Below are 23686 nucleotides of genomic sequence, written 5' to 3' on the forward strand. Positions count from 1 at the left end.
CCAGTGGACTAAAGATTTGACGTATTTGCCGTAAATGTTTTGCGGTGACGAGCGAGAGCTATGCAAAAAAACACTCAAAATACTAAGCCAAAGAGAACAGGCCGAGCGACCCTGTTAAACCACTATCCTGCATGGAAATACGTGGTGCTGATCACCACCATCATCATTATGCTGTTCAGCGCCCTGCCGTCTTGGTTTGGCGAAAGCCCGGCTATCATGATTTCCCACAAAGGGAATACGCCATCGGCTGTCGCGATCAAAAGCATCCTGGATAACAAAGATGTCGCCGTGACACGTATTGACCAACAAGGCAATAAAACCACCGTGGTGCTCAGCGAAGCATCGCAACAAAATGCGGCTAAGCAGATTTTGGCAAAACGTATGCCGGAAGATGACACCGTGACACTAGCCATGGTGCCAGCAGCACCAGCTTGGCTACTGGAGATGGGTTTCAAGCCAATCAAGCTTGGTCTTGACCTTCGCGGCGGCGTGCAATTCCTGCTGGATGTCGACATGCAGCAAGTTTTCCATGCTCATGCAACACAAGCCGCTGATGCGGTCCGCGAGCACGCGCGCGAGCTTCGTGTCCGTGGTGTGCGCGTTCAGGTTAATGCCGATAGTGACTTAAAAATCGTTGCACCATCCAGTGCTTCTGAAGGCGAACTGCGCCAATTCCTCCGCGAGCAATATCCGCAATGGGAAGTAAAAGGTAGCGGTGACAACACCCTGACAATGAGTTTGAAAGAAGCGGAAAAGCAAACACTCACTAACCTAACTGTGCAACAGAACCTGCAAACCATGCGCTCTCGTATTGAGGAGCTCGGCATCACAGAAGCAGCTGTTCAACGTCAGGGCGAACACCGCATCCGCATCGAACTGCCAGGCGTTCAAGACCCAGCCGCCGCCAAAAACGTGATTGGCGCAACTGCAAGCCTTGCGTTCTATGAAGTGGTAAGTGATTACAAACCTGGCTCTATGGTGATCCCAGAGCAAAACGGTCGCCCGGTGCACGTTAACCGCAAACCGGTTCTATCAGGTGAGCACATTGTCGATGCGCGCGCCAGCATGGGTGAAATGGGCATGCCGGAAGTGAACATTTCGCTGGATTCAACCGGCGGTAAAAAAATGTCTGACTTCTCAGCGCAGCATATCGGCAAACCTATGGCGACAGCTTACAGCGAATACAGCCGCAATGCAGAAGGTAAAACTGAGCAAGAAACGTCCATCATCAGCGTGGCGACCATTCAGTCCCAACTGGGTAACCGTTTCCGCATTACCGGCGTCGGTACCCTGCCTGAAGCACAGGATTTAGCGCTATTGCTGCGTGCCGGCTCTCTCACCGCACCAGTAACCATCGTTGAAGAACGCACCATTGGTCCTTCTTTGGGTGCTGAAAACATTCAAAACGGCTTTGCGGCACTGGCAATGGGGATGGGTTTAACCCTGCTGTTTATGGCTGTGTGGTACCGCAAGCTTGGCTGGGTGGCAAACCTCGCCCTTGTCGTCAATATGGTAATGCTACTGGGTCTGATTGCCCTACTTCCTGGGGCAGTACTTACGCTGCCGGGTATCGCTGGACTAGTGCTTACCGTCGGTATGGCAGTGGATACCAACGTACTTATCTTCGAACGTATTAAAGAGAAAGTCCGTGAAGGAAGAAGTCTGGCTCAGTCGATTGATTTGGGTTTCAGCAGTGCGTTCGCCACTATCCTCGACTCCAACATCACCACACTTATCTCTGCTGCAACCTTATATGCCATTGGTAATGGCCCTATCCAAGGTTTTGCTCTGACATTGGGCTTAGGTTTGTTGACCAGTATGTTTACCGGAATCTTCGCGTCTCGCGCAGTGATCAATCTGGTTTGGGGTAGAGATTCACGTCGCGGTGTGAGGGTATAACAATGATTACGATGAAAAACGCAACAAAACTTCGCCGTATTGGCAGCCTGATTTCCTGTGTACTCATGGTGCTTTCTATCTTTACCTTGAGCACCAAGGGCCTCAATTTCGGCCTCGATTTTACCGGCGGTATGATCAGTGAAGTTCAACTGGACTCAACGCTGACTGCCAACCAAATTCAAGACAAATTGGAAGCTGCGCTCAAACAGCCTGTGACCGTGGTGTCAGCCGGAGAAGCCGGTGATTGGGTACTTCGTTACGCCGCGCCGGAGAAATTGAGTGAGCAGCCTGAGCTCAAGCCTATCCTTGAGTCTTTCTCTCAAACTGTCGAGATGATTAACGTCAGTCTGGTCGGCCCACAAGTCGGTCAAGAACTGGCAGAGCAAGGAGGATTGGCCGTGCTTATTACTCTGTTGGTGATTCTGGGTTACCTGAGTTTCCGCTTCGAGTGGCGACTGGCATCCGGCGCACTCTTGGCACTGGTACATGACGTCGTTCTCCTGCTGGGCTTTTTCTCTATCACAGGAATGGAGTTCAACCTGACAGTGTTGGCAGCACTCTTGGCGGTGCTGGGTTACTCCCTGAATGATTCCATCATCATCTCTGACCGGATCAGGGAACTGCTGAAAGCGAACGTGACCTTGCCAATTGCAGAGCTCAACAACCGCGCGATTGCTTCTACTATGTCCCGCACTCTCATCACTTCAGGAACCACACTGATTTCAGTGGGGTCACTGTGGCTGTTGGGGGGAGAGCCACTATATGGTTTCTCCATCACCATGTTTATCGGTATTGTCGCCGGCACCTGGTCAACCATGACGGTCGCCACCATTATTCCGGAAATGACGAATCTGCGACCCGAACATTACATGCCAACACCGGTGTCTGACGCACCATAAAGCCTTAAATTCCAAGCCCGCTTCTGCGGGCTTTTTTATACCCACTCCATCATCCTGTAATCAATGTCTAACGAACACGGTCACTTACATATTAGGTATTCCTGCCGCTTGCAATCTGTCAGCGCGCTCAACAGAATGCTGTGCAAAATTGGATCAAATTTTTAGGCCATGTATCACCACACTTCAATCAAGAGCTCTCTATTAATCATCGCTTTACTTGCTTTGATGTTTTTTTTGTCGCTAACAGTGAAAGCCCAGACACCGGATACCGGATGGCTAACAAACCCTGCTCACCTACCGGTCAAAGCCCGCGTTGCGCTGACTGGCAATGCCAATGAATCAACCAACGCCGTTGAAGGCTTTCTGGAAATCAACCTCTCCGGCAACTGGAAAACCTACTGGCGCTCCCCCGGAGAAGGCGGCGTTGCGCCGAGTCTAAATTGGCAAGCATCAGAGAACATCAAAGATGTGGACTGGCAATGGCCTGCTCCACAACGCTTCGATTTGTTGGGTATTGATACGCTGGGCTACACAGGCGATATCATTTTTCCCATCACGCTATACGTTGATAACATCAACAAACCAGCAAACTTTGCAGGTACCTTAACGGTCTCTTCCTGTACCACAGTGTGTGTGCTCACGGACTACGAGTTTGAACTGGCATTTATACCAAACAATCTAAAACCCAATGCAGAGTTGCTGCACACGCATGCGCAGGCCGCTAGCCAAGTCCCTAAAGCATCACCTCAACTGAAAAATATCAGCGCCATATGGGATGATACAAAACAGCAACTGCAAGTTTCCGCAAGTAAAGTCATCGATTGGCAATCACCCGATATCATTGTTGATGGCAGTTCGGACGCACTAACCGATGTAGCTTTTTCTGTGCCGACAATCTCAGTGAATGGCCAGACCGTCACCGCTACCTACTCCGCCAGCAGTTGGATGAAACAGCCTGCGTTGGCCGATGAAATGGTGACCATCACATTTATTGACAAAGATTTTCTGGCTGAACAGAAAATCACGGCAAAGGCGGGCACCATTGTTGAGTCAGTACCGGGCTTTTCCTTTGCATCTGCCATTGCCTTCGCCCTGCTAGGTGGCCTTATTCTTAATATCATGCCTTGTGTGTTGCCGGTACTTGGTCTCAAGCTCAGCAGCGTGATCACCGCTCAGGGTCTGGCGAAAGTACAAATACGTAAGCAATTTCTTGCCTCAGCGGCGGGTATCTTGTTTTCATTTTGGCTACTCGCTGCTTTCCTACTCACTCTCAAACTCACTGGAAACGCGATCGGTTGGGGCATTCAATTCCAAAGCCCGCTGTTTATCGGTGTGATGGTGGCGATTACGATGCTGTTTGCTGCCAACATGTTGGGATTATTCGAGATCAGACTGCCCTCTTCGGCGAATACCTGGTTGGCAGCCCGGGGAGATAACTCCTATGTCGGGCACTTTACACAAGGCATGTTTGCCACATTACTTGCAACCCCGTGTTCTGCACCGTTTCTTGGTACCGCGGTTGCGTTTGCTCTAACCGCATCAACGCCAACCCTGTTTGCGATTTTCTCCGCGCTAGCTGTCGGTATGGCGCTGCCTTGGTTACTCGTTGCCGCAATGCCTTCCCTAGCAGCGAAATTGCCAAAGCCAGGCCCCTGGATGAACCGAGTGAAGTGGTTATTTGGCTTTATGATGCTTGCAACCAGCGTCTGGCTACTGACATTGCTGGCCAATCATTTATCGCTGCTTTGGCTTATCATCCTGAGCTTCATCGTCATTGCCTTTTTCATCACCAGAACCCACAAAGTTCACGGTAAAAAAACAGCAGTGATCATCAGTGGCGTGGGCATTTTTCTGACGGCTGTGACGCTGGTAATTGCAAGCCTTACAGCCTCTAAATGGGTGACGCCTCTGCCACCTGATTTAGCGTGGAAAAAGCTCGATGAATCGCAGATAGCGCAAGAAGTGAAAGCAGAAAACACCGTGTTTGTGGATGTCACTGCAGATTGGTGTATCACCTGCAAAGCGAACAAAATTGGTGTTTTACTGCAAGAGCCCGTCTACTCCAGACTTCAAGCCGAAGATATGGTGACATTTCAGGGTGATTGGACTTCTCCCAACGGTTATGTGACTGACTATCTGCGTAAATACGGCCGCTATGGTGTGCCTTTCAATATTGTTTATGGCCCAGCGGCGCCAGAAGGCATCCCGCTTCCTGTCGTGCTGTCTAGTGAAGATATCATTCGTGCCATCAATCATGCTAAAGGAGGTTGAAACCATGGACACTCCAAAAGACAAGAGTAAATGGAAACAGCCCGGATTCTGGATAAAGGAAATCCTGACACTGGTGATCTTGTTTTCCATTGTTTCATTCGCTGTGGATCTTTGGCGCAGTCAGGACATGCCGAACGAGCAGTTGCCAAATGTTGCCTTACAGGATCTGTCAGGTGAAACCATAGATTTAGTCGCCCTGAGTGAAGACAAGCCCGTGGTTTTGTACTTTTGGGCCACGTGGTGTGGCGCATGCAAATTTGTGACGCCAACTGTTGACTTGTTAGCGGAGGATCATGAGGTCGTCTCAGTTGCGATCACCTCAGGCTCAAATGATCGTGTTGCGGCCTACCTTCAACATCACGACCTAAAATTCGCCACCATCAATGATGAGCGAGGATCATTGTCAGGTATGTGGGGCGTGCGCGCGACGCCGACCATCGTGATTGTTAAAGGCGGCAAAATCGCATCTATCACCACCGGTATCACCACCCCACCCGGTTTATTGGCTCGCCTTTGGTTGGCTTAACCCATCGCTTTCACAGGCACTTTTCAAACAAAATACCCGGCCATTGATTAGTGACATGAATTCCTAATCATGCCGGGCATTTTTCATATCTATGAAAAATCAGAAAACCTTTTTCGAGCCACCTTTAATTTGTAGAAACCGACAAAATCCCGCCGCCTAATTTTCAACCAAATCAGTGTGTAATAACAAAAAAGCAACAAAAACAACCAACACTGAGAGGAAACAACATGTTACGCACTCGACTACTCCCTTTGGTGGCAGTGGTATCGGCGACAATACCTCAACTCGCCTTTGCACACGGCTATATGGACTACCCACCTGCACGTCAGGAAATTTGTGACAGCGACGGTGGCTACTGGGAATCAACGGATGGCTCAACCATCCCGAACGCCGCTTGTCGCGCTGCTTTTAAAGAGTCTGGCTGGTATCCATTTGTGCAAAAGCCGGAGTTTGCCAAGCTCGTTTCTGATTTCACCAATCAAGCAGCTGTTGAAGCTGGTGTGCCAGATGGCGCGCTGTGTTCTGCGGGTGACCCGAAAAAAGCCGGTATCGACATTCCCTCTTCTGAATGGCAAGCCACACCCATTGACCCAAGCTTGAACGGTAAACTGACTCTGCTATACCGTGCATCAACGCCCCACAATCCAAGCTTCTGGAAATTCTACCTCTCAAATGCTGCCTACAATTCGGCAACTGATGCATTGAAATGGTCAGATCTGGATTTGATTGCGGAATTTGGCAATGTACCCGTTGTGATAATCAACGAGAAAAAGTACTACCAAATGACGATTACACTGCCAACAGACCGTACCGGCAACGCAGTGCTTTATTCACGCTGGCAGCGCGATGACCCGGCAGGCGAAGGCTTCTACAACTGTTCAGACATCAGCTTTGGTGGCGACATCGTTGTTCCAACATGGCAAAGCCTTGGTGCAGCAGTCAAAGCGACTGACGACGCCAATAATGGAGATACCGTTTGGTTCCGTGTTTTCGATGGAAGTGGAACAGAAACCGTGTTCGAAAAGGTCGCTATTGACGTGACAAACCAAGACGAATCGGTTTGGGCTTCTCAGTTAGCAGATATCATCAGCAATGGTTCGACCGGTGTTCGCCTCGGTAAACTCTCACAAGACGGTTTGGTGTCTTGGGACAGCGCCGACCTATACGGCAATCTGGTTTACGTGAAAGACCAAAGCGCTACCTTCCAGCTCGATATCAAACGTGAAGTTGTGAACAACGTGCCTGTTCTTAACGCCCCGCTGACAGTGAACGTGGAAAGCGGTCAATCTACTCAAATTGCTATTTCAGCAACAGATGCTGACAACGATGTACTGACATTCAGTGCTAGCCAAGGCACTGTGACAGTCACTGGCAATGATGCAACCATCAGTTACACTGCGCCAGCAACCACCACTGACCTTAACGACACGATTACTGTGACAGTCACTGACGGCACTGCGAGTGCTGAGGCTGTGATCAGCGTAAACGTGAAAGGTAGCGGTAGCACTGGCGGTGAAACAAACTGGGATGCGAATGCGACCTATCTGGCTGGCGATAAAGTGACACACTTTGGCGTAACTTATACGGCGCAGTGGTGGAACAAAGGTGAGGAGCCGGGAACGTCTTCCGTATGGGTAGCGGACAAAGGTGCTGGCGACCAAGCCTGGAGTAAAGATATTGCCTACAGCGGCGGCGATACTGTGGTTTATGAGACGAAAACCTACAAAGCGAAGTGGTGGACCAAAGGCGATCTACCGACGAATGGCGGGCCTTGGGCGGAAGTGAAATAACACACTCTTCCCCAATGCAGCTGACATAAAAAACGCCCCTTAAAGGGGCGTTTTTCTTTGTCTTGTCAGATTCAATCAGGCGCGCGCGTGGAACTGTTTTATCTTGTCGCGATAACCATCAAGGCGCTGAGGCGTCATCATATTTCGCTTATCGTCCGTGACCAAACCACCAAGCTGATCTGCAACTTGTTGGGCAGTTTGAAGCATGAGCTTAAAGTTCTGCTCGGCTTCACCGTAACAAGGCAGCGTCATAAACAGGGTAATGCCCGGAGTGGTGAATTGATGAATCGTTGCCAGCGGGAAACTACCAGGGTTAAACATGTTTGCCGCACTGAACAAAACTTTACCTGTGCCAGCTAAATCTGCGTGGCGGTGGAAAATTTCCATCTCACCGAAAATCATGCCGTGTTGCTCGAGGCAGTTAATCAGCTCTTCGCCATCAAACTCACTGTTATTTGCAGCCTGAACGTTCATGATCAGTACCTGCTGCTCTGGCTCTTTTGGTGCTTCTTCTTCAACTTGTGGTACATCATCAACAACAGTTTCTGAAGCGTCTTTATCTTCTGCAAAAGACACGTTTTCTGGTGTTTCAATAACTGGTTCTGGGACTGCGTCAACAACAGGGGCTTCTTCCTGAGGCGTTTGAATCGACTGTACAGGCACATCAGTCGCTTTATCTGCATCGCTGTCGTCAGCAGAAAATGTCGGCAAAGGAACATCTTCGTCCTTCTCTTTTGCTGACATGTCTTCATTCTGTCCAGCAAAAAGAGGATCGACATCAGGTTTATCACCAAAATTCAGACCAGGCTCTTTGCGCTCAGTTTTAGGCTTGTCGCTACTACCAGACTTGATCACTCGAACTGAACCAATACCGTCCTGATCAAATCCTGTCTCATCTTTTTCTCTTAATTTCCCAATTGGCTTTTCGCCAAACTTCGCGGGCTTTTCCTTACGGCTTGTCCACAAGCCATGAAGCAACAACGCGGCGATAGCCACCGCACCCAAAATGATTAAAACAAGGCGCAATTCCTGCATCATTTAATCTCAGCATTTATCCAATTAACGACGAGAGTCCGCAAGCGGTTGTGACCTATCTAAACACCTTGGTACAACCTTTGGCAATGTCGCACATACAAATTGCTGACTACTGTACCAAAAAGCGTATGAAAGTTAACGTCCATACCGCGAGAACACTGAAAAAGTCACTGTTCTGACAGTGAAAACGCGCCCAATGCGCATTTTCACTCACTTCACTATGCTGTTTGACAATGGCGCGGTTCAATAATTCACCAGTGGCGTAAATTGCCATTATCTGGTCTTAGACGTTAACATTCTCTCATCACGAGGCATCGATAGAGGTGCTGCATCGCTAGCTGGAATATCAAGATTGCGTTTTAAACCCCCGAAAACCCAAGGTTTCACAGCAATACGCCATCACCTGTAAAATGAAGTCAAAGTTGGCTTAGTTCCTGCTTTAGCAATAAAAACATTCAATTTTTGCCTTAGGGATAGGCACGGAAGGAGATTCTATGAACCCAACTCAAATGGCTAAGCAGCCGGTATCTGGTGCGAGCTATTTTCTCCGCGGATTTTCGCTCATGTTTACGCCCGGGATCCGTCGCTTTGTGATTATTCCGTTGGTCGTAAACCTGCTTTTAATGGGCACCCTAATTGGTGTTGTGCTTTCTCAGCTCAGTGATTGGATTAATGGCTGGTTATCCTATTTACCTGAAATGCTGAATTGGCTCTCGTATGTCTTGTGGCCTCTGCTGGCAATAGCAATATTGGTTATCTGTTCTTACTTTTTCAGTACTGTTGCCAACTGGATTGCGGCCCCTTTTAACGGCCTACTGGCTGAACATCTGGAAGCTAAGTTGACAGGCAAGCGTCCACCAGACGATGGCATTACCGGCATCATCAAAGATTTACCCCGTGTGTTTAAACGCGAATGGCAGAAACTTGCTTACTACTTGCCAAAAGCTTTGGGTTTGTTGTTACTAATGTGGATTCCAGCGATTGGCCAAACACTCGGCCCGGTGCTGTGGTTCTTGTTCAGTGCCTGGATGATGGGTATCCAGTATTGTGACTACCCGTTTGATAACCACCGTGTCTCTTTCCCGAACATGAAAGCCACGCTGCGCGACAATAAAGGCTCCACCATGAGTTTTGGCGCTTTGGTGATGTTGTTCACCATGACACCGATTCTCAACCTTTTTGTTATGCCAGCCGCTGTCTGCGGAGCAACGGCGATGTGGGTTGATAAGTATCGCGGCGATCTAGCCCGCTATTAAACTCACTTCAATATTTCGGAAAAACACCTTTGCTCAACAGAACAAAGGTGTTTTCTGCTTCCAAATACACTATTTAGTGTTACCCGCATCTGAAACCATGCTGATAACAATAAGATATAACTAACGATTACTTTGCTTTCAGCCAAATCAGGATATTCTAAAACTCGTATATCCCCTGCAAACCGAAGGAACGAAGAAGATGGGTAAAATTTACGAAGATAATTCAACCACTATCGGCAACACGCCGCTTGTGCGTCTTAACCGTGTATCAAACGGCAAAGTGCTGGTAAAAATTGAAGCTCGCAACCCTAGCTTTAGCGTTAAATGCCGTATCGGTGCAAACATGATTTGGGATGCAGAGAAAAGCGGCAAGCTGAAGCCTGGTGTTGAACTGGTTGAGCCAACCAGTGGTAACACAGGTATCGCGCTGGCTTATGTTGCTGCAGCCCGTGGTTACAAACTGACTCTGACTATGCCTGAGTCAATGAGCCTTGAGCGTCGTAAACTGCTGAAAGCACTGGGTGCAAACTTGGTACTGACCGAAGCAGCGAAAGGCATGAAAGGTGCGATTGCTAAAGCAGAAGAAATTGTTGCTGCTGACCCAGCAAAATTCCTGATGCTGCAACAGTTTAACAACCCTGCTAACCCAGAAATCCACGAGAAGACCACAGGTCCTGAAATTTGGGAAGATACTGAAGGCGAAATCGACGTATTCGTATCTGGTGTAGGTACGGGTGGTACGCTGACTGGTGTTAGCCGTTACATCAAAAACACCAAAGGCAAAGCAATCACCACTGTTGCAGTAGAGCCTGCGGAGTCTCCAGTTATCACCCAAACTGTGAATGGTGACGACGTACAACCAGCACCTCACAAAATCCAAGGTATCGGTGCAGGTTTCGTACCTGGCAACCTGGATTTGTCTCTGGTCGACAAAACTGTACTGGTTACCTCTGACGAAGCGATTGCAATGGCACGCCGTCTGATGGAAGAAGAAGGCATCCTAGCGGGTATTTCTTCAGGTGCTGCTGTTGTTGCTGCCAACAAAATTGCAGAATTGCCTGAGTTCGCAGGCAAAAACATCGTAACGATTCTGCCAAGTTCTGGTGAGCGTTACCTGAGTTCTGCACTGTTCGCTGGCATCTTCACAGAACTTGAAAACCAGCAATAACAGGCCTCGAGCTTCCAAATCCAATCGCATGATTGGCAACAAAAAAGCCCCGTCGGGGCTTTTTTGTTTGATTTTTTAATCCTGCTCTAGTAAAAATTCCCCGCCTTTTATTTTCGGCCTCGAAATTAATCATCGCCTCGAGTGTGAGTCAGGTGTTGTTTTGAGCGAAAATGTCACAAAAGTTTGACTTGGATTAAGCTAGGGCACTCAAATCTTGGTTAGTTTACCGTCCATCGATAGCCAAAACTGGTCAATCAGTTTAAGCTAACCGAAGATTTAATACATAAACCTAAATAAATAATGTATCGGGGTAAAACATGTATCAAAAGCAAGTAGAAATCACTGCTGAAAACGGTCTGCACACTCGTCCTGCGGCTCAGTTCGTAAAAGAAGCGAAAGGCTTCGATGCAAAAATCACTGTAGAGTCTGGCGGTAAAGAAGCAAGCGCAACTAGCCTGTTCAAGCTGCAAACTCTGGGTCTGACCAAGGGTACTGTTGTAACTATCAAAGCAGACGGTGCACAAGCTCAAGAAGCAGTTGATCACCTGGTTAAGCTGATGGACGAGCTGGAATAATCCAGCTCTTTTTCTATCCATTAGTATTTCAATTTGATCAATGTAGGGTAAAGCTATGATTTCAGGTATCCTGGCATCTCCTGGTATTGCTTTTGGTAAAGCGCTGCTACTCCAAGAAGACGACATCGTCATCAACAAAAATCCAGTTCCAGCTGACCAGCTAGACGCAGAAATCGCTCGTCTTTACGACGCACGCGAAAAATCTAAACAGCAACTTGAAGTGATTAAAGACAAGGCGCGCGAAACTTTCGGTGAAGAGAAAGAAGCGATCTTTGAAGGTCACATCATGCTGCTTGAAGATGAAGAGCTAGAAGAAGAAATCATAGCTTTCATTAAAGACAACAATGCTTCTACCGAGTACGCGATCTACAGCGTTATCGAAGAGCAAGCAGTCACCCTAGAATCTCTGGACGACGAATACCTGAAAGAACGTGCTACTGACATTCGTGACATCGGCTCACGTTTTGTTAAGAACGCACTGGGTATCAACATTGTGTCCCTGAGCGCAATCAACGAAGAAGTGATTCTGGTCGCTAACGACCTGACTCCTTCTGAAACTGCGCAAATCAACCTGGACTACGTGCTGGGTTTCATCACCGATATCGGTGGTCGCACGTCTCACACTTCTATCATGGCGCGTTCTCTGGAACTGCCTGCGATCGTTGGCACCAACGACATCACTAAGCGTGTGAACAACGGCGACATGCTGGTTCTTGATGCAATCAACAACACGATTGTTATCAACCCAAGCGAAGAAGAACTGACCAAATTCAAAGCGATCCGTGATGAGTTCATCGCAGAGAAAGAAGAGCTGGCAAAACTGAAAGACCTGCCAGCTGTGACTCTGGATGGCCACCAAGTAGAAGTTTGCGGCAACATCGGTACAGTGAAAGACTGTGATGGTGTTAACCGTAACGGTGGCGAAGGTGTTGGCCTGTACCGTACCGAATTCCTGTTCATGGACCGCGATGCGCTGCCAACTGAAGAAATTCAGTACAAAGCGTACAAAGAAGTTGCAGAAGCGATGCATGGCCATCCAGTGATTATCCGTACTATGGATATCGGTGGTGACAAAGATCTGCCATACATGGATCTGCCAAAAGAAATGAACCCGTTCCTGGGTTGGCGTGCAGTTCGCATCAGCCTGGACCGTCGTGAAATCCTTCGCGACCAGCTGCGTGCAATCCTGCGTGCTTCTGCACACGGTAAACTTCGCGTGATGTTCCCAATGATCATCTCTGTTGAAGAAATCCGTGAGCTGAAAAAAGCAATTGAAGAGTACAAAGCGGAACTGCGTGCTGAAGGTCTGGCATTTGACGAGAACATCGAAATCGGTGTCATGGTTGAAACGCCTGCTGCAGCTGCAATTGCTCACCACCTTGCAAAAGAAGTTGAGTTCTTTAGCATTGGTACAAACGACTTAACCCAGTATACTCTTGCGGTTGACCGTGGTAACGAGCTGATCTCTCACCTATACAACCCACTGTCTCCAGCAGTACTGACCGTTATCAAGCAAGTCATCGACGCTTCTCACAAAGAAGGTAAGTGGACTGGCATGTGTGGTGAGTTGGCAGGCGATGAGCGTGCAACACTGCTTCTGATGGGTATGGGTCTTGATGAGTTCAGCATGAGTGGTATCTCTATTCCACGAATCAAGAAGATCATCCGTAATGCTAACTTTGCTGATGTTAAGGCAATGGCGGAAGAAGCACTGGCAATGCCTACTGCTGCAGAAATTACTGCGCATGTAGATAAATTCATTGCAGAGAAAACTGTCTGCTAAGATACAGCAGCAAAGAATTGATAACGCTTAGGAGCAAACACTATGGGTCTGTTTGACAAACTGAAGAAGCTGGTTTCTGACGACAGCAACGACGCAGGCGCGATCGAAATCATCGCACCACTGTCTGGTGAAATCGTAAATATCGAAGACGTGCCAGACGTTGTTTTCGCTGAGAAAATCGTGGGCGACGGCATCGCGATCAAACCAGCTGGCGACAAAATGGTTGCACCAGTAAACGGTACCATTGGTAAGATTTTCGAAACTAACCACGCGTTCTCTATCGAATCTGAAGACGGCATCGAGCTGTTCGTTCACTTCGGTATTGATACCGTTGAACTGAAAGGTGAAGGCTTCAAGCGCATCGCTGAAGAAGGTCAGACTGTTAAAGTTGGCGACCCAATCATCGAATTCGATCTGGCTATGCTGGAAGAGAAAGCGAAGTCTACCCTGACTCCTGTTGTTATCTCTAACATGGACGAAATCAAAGAGCTGAACAAGCTGTCTGGTGCCGTTTCTGTTGGTGAAACGCCAGTACTGCGCATCAAGAAGTAATTCTTGAATCGCAAGAAAAAGCGCAGCTTCGGCTGCGCTTTTTTGTGTCTGTTAAAAAGTGAAAGGGAGGCAATCGCCTCCCTTATTGTTTAAAACGTCTCTGACAGTTGGTAAACACGAAGCCCTGCTTTCATTGCCTCTACATCAGCACAGCCTTCGAAGTTTACTGTGACCGGAGAGCAAGGCATCAGCGTGAAACTGCTGTCACTGAAGCGTCCCTCGCCTTCAAACTCAAGATGAACAAAGAATGCTGGCAGATCTGACTTCAATACCAGCTGCAAGCCATCCGTCCCTTCCATGATTTCAACATCCACTGAAGCCTTAGGTAGTGGTAGGCGTTTATAAACATCATCAAACCAGGTATTGGTGATCTCCTTGCCATCGCATTCCATGACTACATGGAAGAAGCCTTGATGCTTACGCTCATCAATCACTTGTCTGTCGCATTGCCAAACTGTTTGGTTGTCATCTTCACCCAACTTAGTTTCAAACGGCCAGGTGTCGATCACTTCGCCTTGCCAGTCATACCAAGTCACCTGCCCTTTAGCATCCACATTCCGGTGTTCATCATTGATCAGACGAAGTGCCAACGCATCCTGCTCTTCCACAAATACCGCGGCCTGAACGTCAAAGAAGCGCTTGGCATGATAGTGGAGTAGCTTCCAGCGTCCTGTGTACTCAATGCTTGACCACGAGCTCACTGGCCAACAATCATTAAGTTGCCAGTAAAGAATCCCTCGGCACAGTGGTTTGTTGGCACGCCAGTATTCACTTGCTGTTTTAATTGCCAGTGCCTGCTGGACCTGGCTCAGATATAACATCTGTGCGAAATCTTTCGGGAAGCGGAAGTAGCGGGTGAACATCTCCGTCATGATGCTGTTGCCACGCCCATTCTTCTGGTGTTGCTCAAAGGTCGGTGATGTGACGTTCCAGTCATCTTCCGATGCGAAGGTTTTCACTGTCGGCAGAGACGGCCAGGACTGATAGCCAAACTCACTACAAAAACGCGGCTTCACGGTGTGGTAGGCATCAAAGGACTTTCCTGAATGCCACACATCCCAGAAGTGCATGTCACCCTTGTTGTCATCATGCCAGGCATCGCCAAAGTCTAACTCACCATTACAAGGCGAACTCGCCCAGAAACGACGATATGGATCTTCACGTTCAACCACTTCCTGCAGCACCCGGTTAAGGCGATCATAATTCACCACGTACTTTTCGCGGTTGGTGCGCGACTCTGGATACCAACCGATCGCACCAATGACTTCGTTATCGCCACACCACAGGGCAATAGAGGCATGATCGCTGAGACGACGCACCTGGTACGCCACTTCCAGCTCTACATCTTTCAGAAATTCTGGCGTTGAAGGATAAAGCGCGCAGGCAAACATGAGATCTTGCCACACCATCAGACCAAGCTCATCGCACAATTCGTAGAAGCAGTCACGCTCATACATGCCACCGCCCCAGACACGAATCATATTCATGTTCGCCGCTTTCGCATCTTCTAAAAGCTGACGGTAGCGGTCTGGTGTTTGCAATGCCGGCATGGCATCCAACGGAATCCAATTAGCCCCTTTTGACATGATCGCTTTGCCATTCATCACAAACGTCATTGCCGACCCAGCTTCGTCTGGCGTGGTATCCAAATGGAGTTCTCGCAAACCAATGCGTTTGGTGACCTGTTGACCATCAACCGATACGGTCAGTGAGTAGAGTGGTTGGCTACCATACCCAGCTGGCCACCAGCGCTCTGGGTGAGTTATCGTGAAGCCACATGCCAAAGACTCGGCATCCGCTGCAATGGTAGCGCTTTGCGACTCACCACATGGAGATGTCAGCACACATTCAATAGCCACAGAATCAGTACCAACGATTTCTGCATCGATAGAAAGGGTGAGGTCGCATTGGCCGTTAGTTTGCCACTGCTGGGCAGTGCGAACACCTTTGAGTGCCATATTGTGGATTGGCTGCAGCTTCACGCTGTCATAGATTCCGCTAGCAAGCAGACAAATCCCCCAGTCCCAGCCAGCGTGACATTGGGTTTTACGAAGGGTATTCATGTGAGGAATTTGATTATTACCCACCGCCCAAGGCACGGAAAATGGCAAACGTTCAGCACGTGCTTTCGCCTCAATATCGGCACGCTTCAAGGTGACAGTCAGAGTGTTCTCACCTTGTTTGAGATAAGGACGCACATCAACTCGATATTCTCGGAACATATTGGCGCACAGCAAGACAACCTCGCCATTCACCGCTATAGATGCCACGGTATCGACCATGCTCAGCAATAGGTCAACTCGAGGTGCTTCCAGCGTTGATGAATCGGCCTCGAACGATTTCGTGAGGTGCCAATCATGCTCACTGACCCATTGAACGTCAGTTTCATTGCAGCCGTAATAAGGGTCAGGGATTTTATCAGCGACCAACAAGGCGCTGTGGACATCACCAGGGATTTGGATCGGTGCGACAATGCTGTCATCAGTTAATGATGTCAGTGTCCATTCACCATCAAGTATTAATTGGGTCACGCAATTTCTCCGGATAGTGCGAGATGCCGCGAACCGCTAATTCCTTGATACTGCAAAGCGTCCTTATTGCCACGCCCATTCAACGACTCTCAAAACATAAAAACTGGGCTGAGAACACCACAGATACGAAAGGCCGTCGAGTAGAATAAGGGCGCATCAGACCGCCAATTGTCATTTCCAAAATCTGGCTCAAAAAACCGGAAAAGCCCTTTTAACCGTGCTCACAAATTGACATAAAAAAGCACCAATCAACGGTGCTTTTAATGTTATCAATAAAATTCAAAGCATTGATAAGTCAGATACTTTCTAGCACTTCCATTGAAGGTGCATAGAAGTACGCGCCTGTGACTGGCGTGGTAAAGCGAAGCAGCATGTCGGTTTTACCATCGCGCTCACCGAACATGCTTTCCAACATGGTTTTGTGAACATGCTGAGTATGGCAATAAGCCAAGAACAGCAAGCCGTGATCACCTGACACAGAGCCATATGGCAGGCTGTGGCGAACCATTTTTAGACCTTTACCGTCTTCTTTGATATCTACTCGGCCAACGTGCGAAGTTGGTGGTACATCTTCAAGTTCAATCGAGTCAGGCTTGGTACGGCCAATCACTTTCTCTTGCTGCTTGATGGTCAGTGGTTCCCATGCTGCCAGTTTGTGTACGTAACGCTGCATCATAACGACACTGCCACCAGCACATTCACCATCAGCGATAATCGCCACATCACGACGCGCTTCTGCGCCTTCCGGGTTTTCAGTGCCATCGATAAACCCTGTCATGTCTCGAGAGTCGAGGTAACGATACCCGTAGGTTTCATCAATGACGTCAACCTCTGAAGCAATAGGTGACAAGAACTTGCGTAGCAGGAAGAAGTTCAGATCATGACGGGTTGAGTGAGCGTGAAGGAAAATGTCACACTCCGTTGCGGGCGCATGGGCATCACCTTCGCCCAGAGGGCGGAAAGCGGAGAAATCAGTCGGTGTTGCAATACCGTTTTCCGCGCAGAAAGCTGGGGAAAAAGACACAGCTGCTTTCAGATCAGCATCAGGTTGCTGGGCATTAATGTCATCAACAAGGGAGTGAAGTGCGCGACACTGAGCAAGCACTTCTGAAGCAGAACCATTGACTTTCAGAACTGTGTACAGTGCGAAAGGACCTGCATCTGCAACGATTGCCGGTTGAGAAACCGCCATGTATTACCTCCAAGTAAAACTGCTAGTTTTCATTTTAGTTTTAAGAAAACTAGCATATTACCTGTGAAGCGCCGAGACTTTGTCTCAGATCTGTAAAGTGGGCTTTCTGGCACTTATACCGACGTAATTTCCACTTTTAAAGATGCAAATTCATCCAGTTGCTCGTTGCTCTGATTAACAGAAGCCGGCGTATTCAGTCCCGCACTGACAACGGGCGACATGATGGTTCGCCAGCCGCCATCGTCGCACTGTTCTTGAACCAGAAGAGAAATTTTCACCTCATCAGCCGTCACTTCCAAAAGCTCAGCTTTGCCAATGAGTGCACCTGTCTCTTCACCGTTATCAAACAGAACAGTTTCTTCTCCAGGCACTAATGATACGGAGGTTTGTGCGCGGTGTTGCTTGCCGGCACGATCCATTTCGAAATTAACATCAACCTGCCAGTCAGCCATGGCTAAGGGGCTTAACATTGCGCTGAACAGGACAAGCCCTTTCTTCCACTCATTCATTTTTTTCTTCTCTTGTAATGGGGGCTTCAAATAAAAACCGAATGCGGCGGCTTCTTAATAGGTATAACGCAAGCCAAATCGCTATCAGTAACATTAACGCCCCACTCCAGTGGAACTCCCAACGCTGAGCCATCAGGTGATTGACTTGCAGTATCAAATCACCACTCAACGCCGCTAGGAGGATGTACTTACCCAACCGCCAAATACGCTGAAAAAATGCTGGGAAACGATGAAGACTCCCAGCCATCAGCATCAAAGCCACTGCGGGAAATCCCAACGCCAGCCCGACATAAAGTGCATCATGGCTTGGGTAAATCAGCGAGAGCAAATCTTTGCCTTGCTCCCGGCTGACGCCTGCAATCACAAACACTATCCAAGAACGCGCCAGAAAGAGGCCTGTCAGCCAGAACATCAGGTTTGGCTTCGCGTTTCCGTGTTTGTCGTAATAGTCAGGAGATTGGTACAAAAGCGTATTCATCTATCTTGTTTCTTCAGGATTATGCGCAGCCACCAGCAAAGGGAAGCATGCAAAAAAACATTGTTCATAACCCTCCTTGGCACTTTGTCAGTAGTAATGGGGAGCACAAAGCTCGGGCTCATCATTTTGCGGTGTAGCGCAGTATATTTCAGCCCAAGCTTTTAGCTCGCTCACATTTATCCGACAGTGACTGCTGTTCCGCTAACACTCACCATCAACATTCCACCATTGGGGCCGACCACTTCATAATCAAGGTCGATACCTACCACTGCGTTTCCGCCTGCGGCGCGTGCACGCTCTCTGAGCTCCTCAAATGCAATTTCACGCGCTTTAGCGAGTTCTTGCTCGTAAGCGGCAGAACGCCCACCAACAATATCGCGAATACTCGCAAAGATATCTTTGAAGATATTCGCACCGAGAATAGCTTCTCCTACGACGACACCGTGGTAATGCGTGATTTCGCGTCCTTGGATAGTCGGGGTTGTGGTTAAGATCATTTGTCCTTTCTCCCTTTTATTGTCATTAGAGGTCTGACACGATTCTCAGAATTTGGTTTCGTGGCAGTCCCTTATCATCGGTATAATCGCTTACAACGTAATACGGTTAAAGATGAATAAATAATGAGTAATGCGACACCCTCACCGGAGACCCAACAAGAAGCGATGAAAATTGCCAAGGCAACGCAAAAGCCTGGGCAAACCAAAGAGCAGACAAAACTGATTGCTCAAGGCATTGAGAAAGGGATTGCGCTATACAAGAAACAGCAAAAAGCCAAAGCTCGGGATCGCGATAAAGAACGGAAAAAGCAACTCAAGCAAAAACACGTCGATACCGTATCAACAAACGATGTGACAGAAACCGTTGAACCAATGTCTACGTCTCGCAATCTTTTGCCTTGGGGACTCCTGATAGTGAGTTGGGTGGGGTTTGCAGCCTATATACTGAGCAACCAATAACAGGGAATATACAATGAAAAAGACGCTCTCATTCGCCGCTGCTGGCGTAGCAATGATAGTCACACTCGGATGCGCACAAGGAGAAGACGCAGTGACCGATAAATCTCTTACCCCATGTGGCGACAAACCAAACTGTGTCTCCACACAGGACCCACGTGAAGATTTCAACGTTGCGCCATTCGAGTTGGCAGAAAGTGTTTCGATAGCACCTATTCTGGAAGTCGCGCTCAGCATGCCAGGCACTCGTATTGGTGATCAGGAGCCTGGCTATGTGCGTGTTGAGAGCGTCAGTAAAATCATGCGCTTCGTGGATGACCTGGAACTTCGTATCGATGGCGACCAGCTGATTGTCCGTTCTGAATCGCGCGTTGGATACTCAGACTTTGGCGTAAACCGAAAACGCGTTGAAGCATTAAGAACAGCGCTTCAGGAAAAAGGACTCATCAAGTAAATGGACATCCCGGCACTCAAGGCACACTGCGCATCGCTGGTGGGTATCCGTCATGATGTAAAGTGGGGCGGCGTTGATGTATACAGCGTGCACCAGACTAAGATGGTTTGCATTTTCTACGATGGAGAGAAGATGGCCTGCAAAGTGCCGGAAGATTTGTTCGTCATGATGGCGGAGATCCCGGATTGCCGTCCGGCACCGCACCTGGCTAGGGCTGGGTGGATAGAATTTGGCAAAAACTGCCCTCTGCCAACGGCGGAAATAGAGAATATCATTTCCCGTTCCTGGCATCTGGTGGTAGATAAACTGCCTAAATACGTTCAGAAGTCGCTAAGGCCTGCTCACGCCGAAGCCTGAAAACAAAAAACGCAGACTCGTTAGCTGCGTTTTTTGTTTTATACCGTAAGCGTTCCCATAATGTCCTGTTTACGGTCTTCAACCCACTCACGTTTGAACGGGCCCCAGTCAGTCAGGCGGTAATATCCGTCATTATGGCGGCGTCCATCCTGAATGAATGACAATTCAATACCAAGACCTGCCAGTGATTTGATCACGTCCTGAATCGTGCGACGTGGCCAGCCCGTGGCTTCAATTAAACGCGGAACGTTCGGACGTTCCATTTCTTCAACCAAAAAAGCGAGATACAGTCTTCTTGCAAAAACCGGATTCAGTTCCATTGAGACCTCCTAATATGACTGCTTTCCATTATTCAATGAATTGCAAAGGAGGTATTGCGCTTGATCAAATTGAACGCCTATTCATCAGCATGTCGTTTGCTCGTTAGCGCTCTCCACACCATGCGCCTTGAATTGCATTGATCAGGTTTTCCACTTTGCCACCTGCAATGCGGTAAAACACTGACTGCGACTCCTTGCGTGTCTCGACTAATCCCGCTTGTCGCAACACAGTAAGGTGTTGGGAAAAAGCAGACTGACTCAAGGCACTGTTCTCAAGAAGAGTCGAGACATTTTTCTCCCCTTCTCGTAACTGACAGAGCACCATCAACCGTTCTGGGTGCGAGAGAATTCTCAGCACTTTGGCCGCCTCATTGGCTTGTTGTTGTAGTTCTTTACCCATTGCTGGCAAACACCCTTTAAATTAGATTCATCTAATTAATTTGCATCAGAATTCACTAATGTAGAAATTTTGAATGAAATTGATTTATGAAGCTATTCGAATAGAAGTTAATTCAATGATAGGTGAAGTCGCTTCACGCCTTGCTTTCAACACTTCGCAATGTCAATCTAGCACCCTCGACGTAGCACTATGAGGAAACAGTGAATGACCACAATGGTTTACGGGATTAAGAATTGCGACACCATCAAGAAAGCGCTGAAGTGGCTTGATGCGGAAGGCAAACCGTACACGTTTCATGACTACCGTAAAGACGGTATCGATCAGGAAATGTTAAAGCAATTTGTGGAAAAGCTGGGCTGGGAAGCACTGGTCAACAAGCGCGGTACCACCTTCCGAGGACTTTCCGAAGAACAAAAGAACAATTTGGATGAATCCAATGCCGTCTCTTTGATGCTGGTTCACCCTGCCATGATTAAGCGCCCTCTTTTGATTCACAACGACACGTATCACCTCGGCTTTAAAGCTGCAGAGTACGAAACAATTTTTAGCGAATAAAACCGTTTTAAGAACAAGGACACACAACCCCATGATAGACAGTGCGGTATTGTCTCTGGCCAAGGAATTAATAGGCCGTCCATCCGTGACTCCAGAAGATGAAGGATGTCAGGAACTGATGATCGAGCGCCTCGAAACGCTGGGATTCAAAATTGAACGTATGGTGTTTGAAGACACCACCAACCTTTGGGCTCGTCGCGGTACCGAAGGCCCACTGTTTGCCTTTGCTGGTCACACCGATGTGGTACCAGCTGGCCCTTTAGAGCAGTGGAAAACACCTCCTTTTGAACCGACGATCGTAGACGGTTACCTGCATGGCCGTGGCGCGGCAGACATGAAAGGCTCACTGGCTGCGATGGTCGTAGCAACTGAACGCTTTATCGCAGAAAACCCAGATCATAACGGTTCACTGGCATTCCTTATCACCTCAGATGAAGAAGGCCCATTTATCAACGGAACGACCCGTGTTGTCGATACCCTGATGGCGCGTGATGAAATCATCGACATGTGCATTGTGGGTGAACCAAGCAGCACCGACGCGGTGGGTGATGTGGTGAAGAACGGTCGTCGCGGCTCACTGACTGGTGATGTCACCTTCAAAGGTATTCAGGGCCACGTTGCCTACCCACACCTTGCGAAAAACCCGGTTCATCTTGCTCTGCCTGCATTGGCAGAACTGACCAGCGTTCAGTGGGATGAAGGTAACGCCTACTTCCCGCCAACCAGCCTGCAAATTCCAAACGTCGCGGCAGGAACAGGTGCAAGTAATGTTGTTCCCGGTGAGTTCCACGTCCAGTTCAACTTGCGCTACAGCACCGAATTGACAGCGCAGGACATCGAAAGCCGCACTCACGCCATCTTCGACGCGCATGGTCTGGACTACGATATTAAATGGACCTACAACGGCTTGCCATTCCTGACAGATGCAGGTTCTTTACTTGATGCTGTCGTTGAAGCCGTGGACGAAGTGAACAGCGAGAAGCCACAGCTTCTCACCACTGGCGGCACCTCTGACGGTCGCTTTATCGCGCAAATGGGCGGTCAGGTGATTGAGTTAGGTCCGGTCAACGCCACCATCCACAAAGTGAATGAGTGTGTGAAGATTGATGATCTCGAAAAACTGACTGACATGTACCAAAAGGTACTGGAGAAAGTGCTGGCGAAATGAGTTGGACCCTTTCATCGCTGACAGGACAAACACAAGACCATCTGTGCACTCTCGCAGAGGGTCTGAAGCTGCATAAAGAGGTTCAGGCGGATTTCTTAGCTCTGCAGAGCGCAGCAGAAAAAGCTGGCTTTGAACTCACTATTGCCAGCAGCTTTCGTGATTTCAGCCGTCAGCAGATGATATGGGACAACAAGTTCAATGGCCTTCGCCCCATGCTTGATGGTGACGGAAATCCTTTGGATACCAGTCAGCTCAAAGATGATGATAAAGTGCGCGCAATTTTGCGCTGGTCAGCCTTACCAGGTGCGAGCCGTCATCATTGGGGCACCGATATCGACATCTATGCCAGAAACCTCTTGCCTGAAGGTATTTCCATCCAACTTGAACCTTGGGAATACCTTACCGGACACCAAAAGCCTTTCTTTGATTGGCTTTTGGCTAACATGAAAACGCACGGCTTTTACCTGCCTTATCGCGAAGATAGAGGCGGTGTGGCATTTGAGCCCTGGCATATCAGCCACATCCCAACCACACAAGGGGCGCTGGATATCCTCACGCCTGAAGCACTGCGCACCGCGATCGCATCTTCTGACATCGCTGGACGGGAAACTGTGCTAAACCAGCTGGATTGGATATATTCTCAGTACGTCTCGAACGTTTGTGAGGTCTGAACATGGATATACTCACCAATCCCTACGTGATCATCTTTATTGTGGTCGCCGTTGTGGTCAGCAACATCATGGCACTGAAATACACGGCCAATGCCAAATTCGGTATGAAGCAAAAGCCTAAGCCAAAAGATGAAGACCAAAGCAACGAGCAAAAGAAAGAGCGAAAACCTTACGATGATGAGGATGACGACGACAAATCGTCTTTCTGGTGATCGAAAGCGGCGACCACAGGGTCGCCTTTTTTGTGTCTGAAACTTTTTGCGCAAACGTTTGCGTTTTCAGTAACAGCCCATGTTCAGTTCTGGTATCATGCAAGGCGTTTGGAGGGTGAGAGTAAGGAAGTC

General features: G+C 48.6%; 25 protein-coding genes. 17 read left to right on the forward strand and 8 right to left on the reverse strand.

The genetic code is table 11. The features are described 5' to 3' along the window. The first annotated feature begins 60 nt into the window (after positions 1-60). From secD to D515_RS09060, 5 genes are all read left to right on the forward strand, one after another. Complete coding sequence (gene secD / locus D515_RS09040; RefSeq protein WP_083939860.1) at positions 61-1899, forward strand: protein translocase subunit SecD; 1839 nt, start codon at positions 61-63, stop codon at positions 1897-1899. A 2-nt stretch (positions 1900-1901) separates the two neighbouring features. Continuing rightward, positions 1902-2798, forward strand: a complete 897-nt coding sequence (gene secF / locus D515_RS09045; protein ID WP_002537927.1) for a protein translocase subunit SecF — start codon at positions 1902-1904, stop codon at positions 2796-2798. Positions 2799-2966: 168 nt separating this feature from the next. Further along, positions 2967-5069 (forward strand): protein-disulfide reductase DsbD family protein, encoded by a 2103-nt coding sequence (locus D515_RS09050; protein WP_039849828.1) that lies wholly within the window; start codon positions 2967-2969, stop codon positions 5067-5069. Between the two features lie 4 nt (positions 5070-5073). Further along, on the forward strand, positions 5074-5595 hold the full coding sequence (locus D515_RS09055) for a protein disulfide oxidoreductase (protein WP_002537928.1): 522 nt from the start codon (positions 5074-5076) through the stop codon (positions 5593-5595). A 227-nt stretch (positions 5596-5822) separates the two neighbouring features. Further along, entirely contained in the window at positions 5823-7385 is a 1563-nt protein-coding gene (locus D515_RS09060) for a lytic polysaccharide monooxygenase (RefSeq protein WP_002537929.1), read from the forward strand. A 75-nt stretch (positions 7386-7460) separates the two neighbouring features. On the opposite strand, the gene zipA is transcribed toward D515_RS09060, so the two are convergent. Continuing rightward, the gene (gene zipA / locus D515_RS09065; RefSeq protein ID WP_002537930.1) at positions 7461-8423 is read right to left on the reverse strand and encodes a cell division protein ZipA; all 963 of its coding nucleotides are present in this window, start codon (positions 8421-8423) and stop codon (positions 7461-7463) included. 491 nt (positions 8424-8914) lie between these two features. Between zipA and cysZ the strand changes: the two genes are divergently transcribed. From cysZ to crr, 5 genes are all read left to right on the forward strand, one after another. Then, positions 8915-9676, forward strand: coding sequence for a sulfate transporter CysZ (cysZ, locus tag D515_RS09070; protein ID WP_002537932.1), 762 nt, complete (start codon positions 8915-8917; stop codon positions 9674-9676). Between the two features lie 199 nt (positions 9677-9875). Then, positions 9876-10844 (forward strand): cysteine synthase A, encoded by a 969-nt coding sequence (gene cysK, locus D515_RS09075; RefSeq protein WP_002537933.1) that lies wholly within the window; start codon positions 9876-9878, stop codon positions 10842-10844. A 317-nt stretch (positions 10845-11161) separates the two neighbouring features. Beyond that, complete coding sequence (locus D515_RS09080) at positions 11162-11419, forward strand: HPr family phosphocarrier protein (RefSeq protein WP_002537934.1); 258 nt, start codon at positions 11162-11164, stop codon at positions 11417-11419. Between the two features lie 55 nt (positions 11420-11474). Next, positions 11475-13202: a phosphoenolpyruvate-protein phosphotransferase PtsI gene (gene ptsI, locus D515_RS09085; protein ID WP_002537935.1), complete on the forward strand. Its 1728-nt coding sequence runs from the start codon at positions 11475-11477 to the stop codon at positions 13200-13202. 42 nt (positions 13203-13244) lie between these two features. Continuing rightward, on the forward strand, positions 13245-13754 hold the full coding sequence (gene crr / locus D515_RS09090) for a PTS glucose transporter subunit IIA (protein WP_002537936.1): 510 nt from the start codon (positions 13245-13247) through the stop codon (positions 13752-13754). An 89-nt stretch (positions 13755-13843) separates the two neighbouring features. Here the strand turns inward: crr and D515_RS09095 are convergent, their stop codons facing one another. The 5 genes from D515_RS09095 to D515_RS09115 form a co-directional block, all read right to left on the reverse strand. Further along, the gene (locus tag D515_RS09095) at positions 13844-16285 is read right to left on the reverse strand and encodes a beta-mannosidase (protein WP_002537937.1); all 2442 of its coding nucleotides are present in this window, start codon (positions 16283-16285) and stop codon (positions 13844-13846) included. A 295-nt stretch (positions 16286-16580) separates the two neighbouring features. Then, positions 16581-17477: a Dyp-type peroxidase gene (locus D515_RS09100; protein ID WP_002537938.1), complete on the reverse strand. Its 897-nt coding sequence runs from the start codon at positions 17475-17477 to the stop codon at positions 16581-16583. 113 nt (positions 17478-17590) lie between these two features. Beyond that, complete coding sequence (locus D515_RS09105) at positions 17591-17986, reverse strand: hypothetical protein (RefSeq protein WP_002537939.1); 396 nt, start codon at positions 17984-17986, stop codon at positions 17591-17593. After that, entirely contained in the window at positions 17979-18464 is a 486-nt protein-coding gene (locus D515_RS09110) for a DUF2919 domain-containing protein (RefSeq protein WP_002537940.1), read from the reverse strand. Before D515_RS09110 ends, D515_RS09105 begins: the two co-directional genes overlap by 8 nt. Before the next feature lie 176 nt (positions 18465-18640). Then, positions 18641-18961, reverse strand: coding sequence for a heavy metal-binding domain-containing protein (locus D515_RS09115; RefSeq protein WP_002537941.1), 321 nt, complete (start codon positions 18959-18961; stop codon positions 18641-18643). Positions 18962-19084: 123 nt separating this feature from the next. Here D515_RS09115 and D515_RS09120 point away from each other — a divergent pair, with 123 nt between their 5' ends. From D515_RS09120 to D515_RS09130, 3 genes are read left to right on the forward strand one after another with little or no spacing between them, the layout of a single operon-like run. Beyond that, positions 19085-19420, forward strand: coding sequence for a DUF2956 domain-containing protein (locus D515_RS09120; RefSeq protein WP_002537942.1), 336 nt, complete (start codon positions 19085-19087; stop codon positions 19418-19420). Positions 19421-19433: 13 nt separating this feature from the next. Continuing rightward, complete coding sequence (locus tag D515_RS09125; protein WP_002537943.1) at positions 19434-19871, forward strand: DUF1499 domain-containing protein; 438 nt, start codon at positions 19434-19436, stop codon at positions 19869-19871. Then, entirely contained in the window at positions 19872-20228 is a 357-nt protein-coding gene (locus D515_RS09130) for an MmcQ/YjbR family DNA-binding protein (protein ID WP_002537944.1), read from the forward strand. A gap of 38 nt (positions 20229-20266) precedes the next feature. On the opposite strand, the gene D515_RS09135 is transcribed toward D515_RS09130, so the two are convergent. Together D515_RS09135 and D515_RS09140 are read right to left on the reverse strand one after the other, a co-directional pair. Further along, positions 20267-20548: a winged helix-turn-helix domain-containing protein gene (locus D515_RS09135; protein WP_002537945.1), complete on the reverse strand. Its 282-nt coding sequence runs from the start codon at positions 20546-20548 to the stop codon at positions 20267-20269. 103 nt (positions 20549-20651) lie between these two features. After that, on the reverse strand, positions 20652-20948 hold the full coding sequence (locus tag D515_RS09140; RefSeq protein WP_002537946.1) for an ArsR/SmtB family transcription factor: 297 nt from the start codon (positions 20946-20948) through the stop codon (positions 20652-20654). A 204-nt stretch (positions 20949-21152) separates the two neighbouring features. On the opposite strand from D515_RS09140, the gene D515_RS09145 reads away from it, so the two are divergent. From D515_RS09145 to D515_RS09160, 4 genes are read left to right on the forward strand one after another with little or no spacing between them, the layout of a single operon-like run. Then, positions 21153-21503, forward strand: a complete 351-nt coding sequence (locus D515_RS09145) for an ArsC family reductase (RefSeq protein ID WP_039849830.1) — start codon at positions 21153-21155, stop codon at positions 21501-21503. Between the two features lie 31 nt (positions 21504-21534). Next, positions 21535-22671: a succinyl-diaminopimelate desuccinylase gene (dapE, locus tag D515_RS09150; RefSeq protein ID WP_002537947.1), complete on the forward strand. Its 1137-nt coding sequence runs from the start codon at positions 21535-21537 to the stop codon at positions 22669-22671. Then, positions 22668-23342, forward strand: a complete 675-nt coding sequence (locus D515_RS09155; protein WP_002537948.1) for a M15 family metallopeptidase — start codon at positions 22668-22670, stop codon at positions 23340-23342. The genes dapE and D515_RS09155 overlap by 4 nt, the downstream gene beginning before the upstream one ends. A 2-nt stretch (positions 23343-23344) precedes the next feature. Then, positions 23345-23554, forward strand: a complete 210-nt coding sequence (locus tag D515_RS09160) for a DUF2897 family protein (protein ID WP_002537949.1) — start codon at positions 23345-23347, stop codon at positions 23552-23554. Positions 23555-23686 lie beyond the last annotated feature (132 nt).

This window comes from Grimontia indica (assembly GCF_000333895.2).
In the GTDB taxonomy this organism is placed as follows: Bacteria; Pseudomonadota; Gammaproteobacteria; order Enterobacterales; family Vibrionaceae; genus Enterovibrio; species Enterovibrio indicus.

Excerpts from the sequence above, each read along its gene's own strand:
- secD (WP_083939860.1), top strand. The coding sequence starts at position 61 with ATGCAAAAAAACACTCAAAATACTAAGCCAAAGAGAACAGGCCGAGCG.
- secF (WP_002537927.1), top strand. The coding sequence starts at position 1,902 with ATGATTACGATGAAAAACGCAACAAAACTTCGCCGTATTGGCAGCCTG.
- D515_RS09050 (WP_039849828.1), top strand. The coding sequence starts at position 2,967 with ATGTATCACCACACTTCAATCAAGAGCTCTCTATTAATCATCGCTTTA.
- D515_RS09055 (WP_002537928.1), top strand. The coding sequence starts at position 5,074 with ATGGACACTCCAAAAGACAAGAGTAAATGGAAACAGCCCGGATTCTGG.
- D515_RS09060 (WP_002537929.1), top strand. The coding sequence starts at position 5,823 with ATGTTACGCACTCGACTACTCCCTTTGGTGGCAGTGGTATCGGCGACA.
- zipA (WP_002537930.1), bottom strand. The coding sequence starts at position 8,423 with ATGATGCAGGAATTGCGCCTTGTTTTAATCATTTTGGGTGCGGTGGCT.
- cysZ (WP_002537932.1), top strand. The coding sequence starts at position 8,915 with ATGAACCCAACTCAAATGGCTAAGCAGCCGGTATCTGGTGCGAGCTAT.
- cysK (WP_002537933.1), top strand. The coding sequence starts at position 9,876 with ATGGGTAAAATTTACGAAGATAATTCAACCACTATCGGCAACACGCCG.
- D515_RS09080 (WP_002537934.1), top strand. The coding sequence starts at position 11,162 with ATGTATCAAAAGCAAGTAGAAATCACTGCTGAAAACGGTCTGCACACT.
- ptsI (WP_002537935.1), top strand. The coding sequence starts at position 11,475 with ATGATTTCAGGTATCCTGGCATCTCCTGGTATTGCTTTTGGTAAAGCG.
- crr (WP_002537936.1), top strand. The coding sequence starts at position 13,245 with ATGGGTCTGTTTGACAAACTGAAGAAGCTGGTTTCTGACGACAGCAAC.
- D515_RS09100 (WP_002537938.1), bottom strand. The coding sequence starts at position 17,477 with ATGGCGGTTTCTCAACCGGCAATCGTTGCAGATGCAGGTCCTTTCGCA.
- D515_RS09105 (WP_002537939.1), bottom strand. The coding sequence starts at position 17,986 with ATGAATGAGTGGAAGAAAGGGCTTGTCCTGTTCAGCGCAATGTTAAGC.
- D515_RS09110 (WP_002537940.1), bottom strand. The coding sequence starts at position 18,464 with ATGAATACGCTTTTGTACCAATCTCCTGACTATTACGACAAACACGGA.
- D515_RS09115 (WP_002537941.1), bottom strand. The coding sequence starts at position 18,961 with ATGATCTTAACCACAACCCCGACTATCCAAGGACGCGAAATCACGCAT.
- D515_RS09120 (WP_002537942.1), top strand. The coding sequence starts at position 19,085 with ATGAGTAATGCGACACCCTCACCGGAGACCCAACAAGAAGCGATGAAA.
- D515_RS09125 (WP_002537943.1), top strand. The coding sequence starts at position 19,434 with ATGAAAAAGACGCTCTCATTCGCCGCTGCTGGCGTAGCAATGATAGTC.
- D515_RS09130 (WP_002537944.1), top strand. The coding sequence starts at position 19,872 with ATGGACATCCCGGCACTCAAGGCACACTGCGCATCGCTGGTGGGTATC.
- D515_RS09135 (WP_002537945.1), bottom strand. The coding sequence starts at position 20,548 with ATGGAACTGAATCCGGTTTTTGCAAGAAGACTGTATCTCGCTTTTTTG.
- D515_RS09140 (WP_002537946.1), bottom strand. The coding sequence starts at position 20,948 with ATGGGTAAAGAACTACAACAACAAGCCAATGAGGCGGCCAAAGTGCTG.
- D515_RS09145 (WP_039849830.1), top strand. The coding sequence starts at position 21,153 with ATGACCACAATGGTTTACGGGATTAAGAATTGCGACACCATCAAGAAA.
- dapE (WP_002537947.1), top strand. The coding sequence starts at position 21,535 with ATGATAGACAGTGCGGTATTGTCTCTGGCCAAGGAATTAATAGGCCGT.
- D515_RS09155 (WP_002537948.1), top strand. The coding sequence starts at position 22,668 with ATGAGTTGGACCCTTTCATCGCTGACAGGACAAACACAAGACCATCTG.
- D515_RS09160 (WP_002537949.1), top strand. The coding sequence starts at position 23,345 with ATGGATATACTCACCAATCCCTACGTGATCATCTTTATTGTGGTCGCC.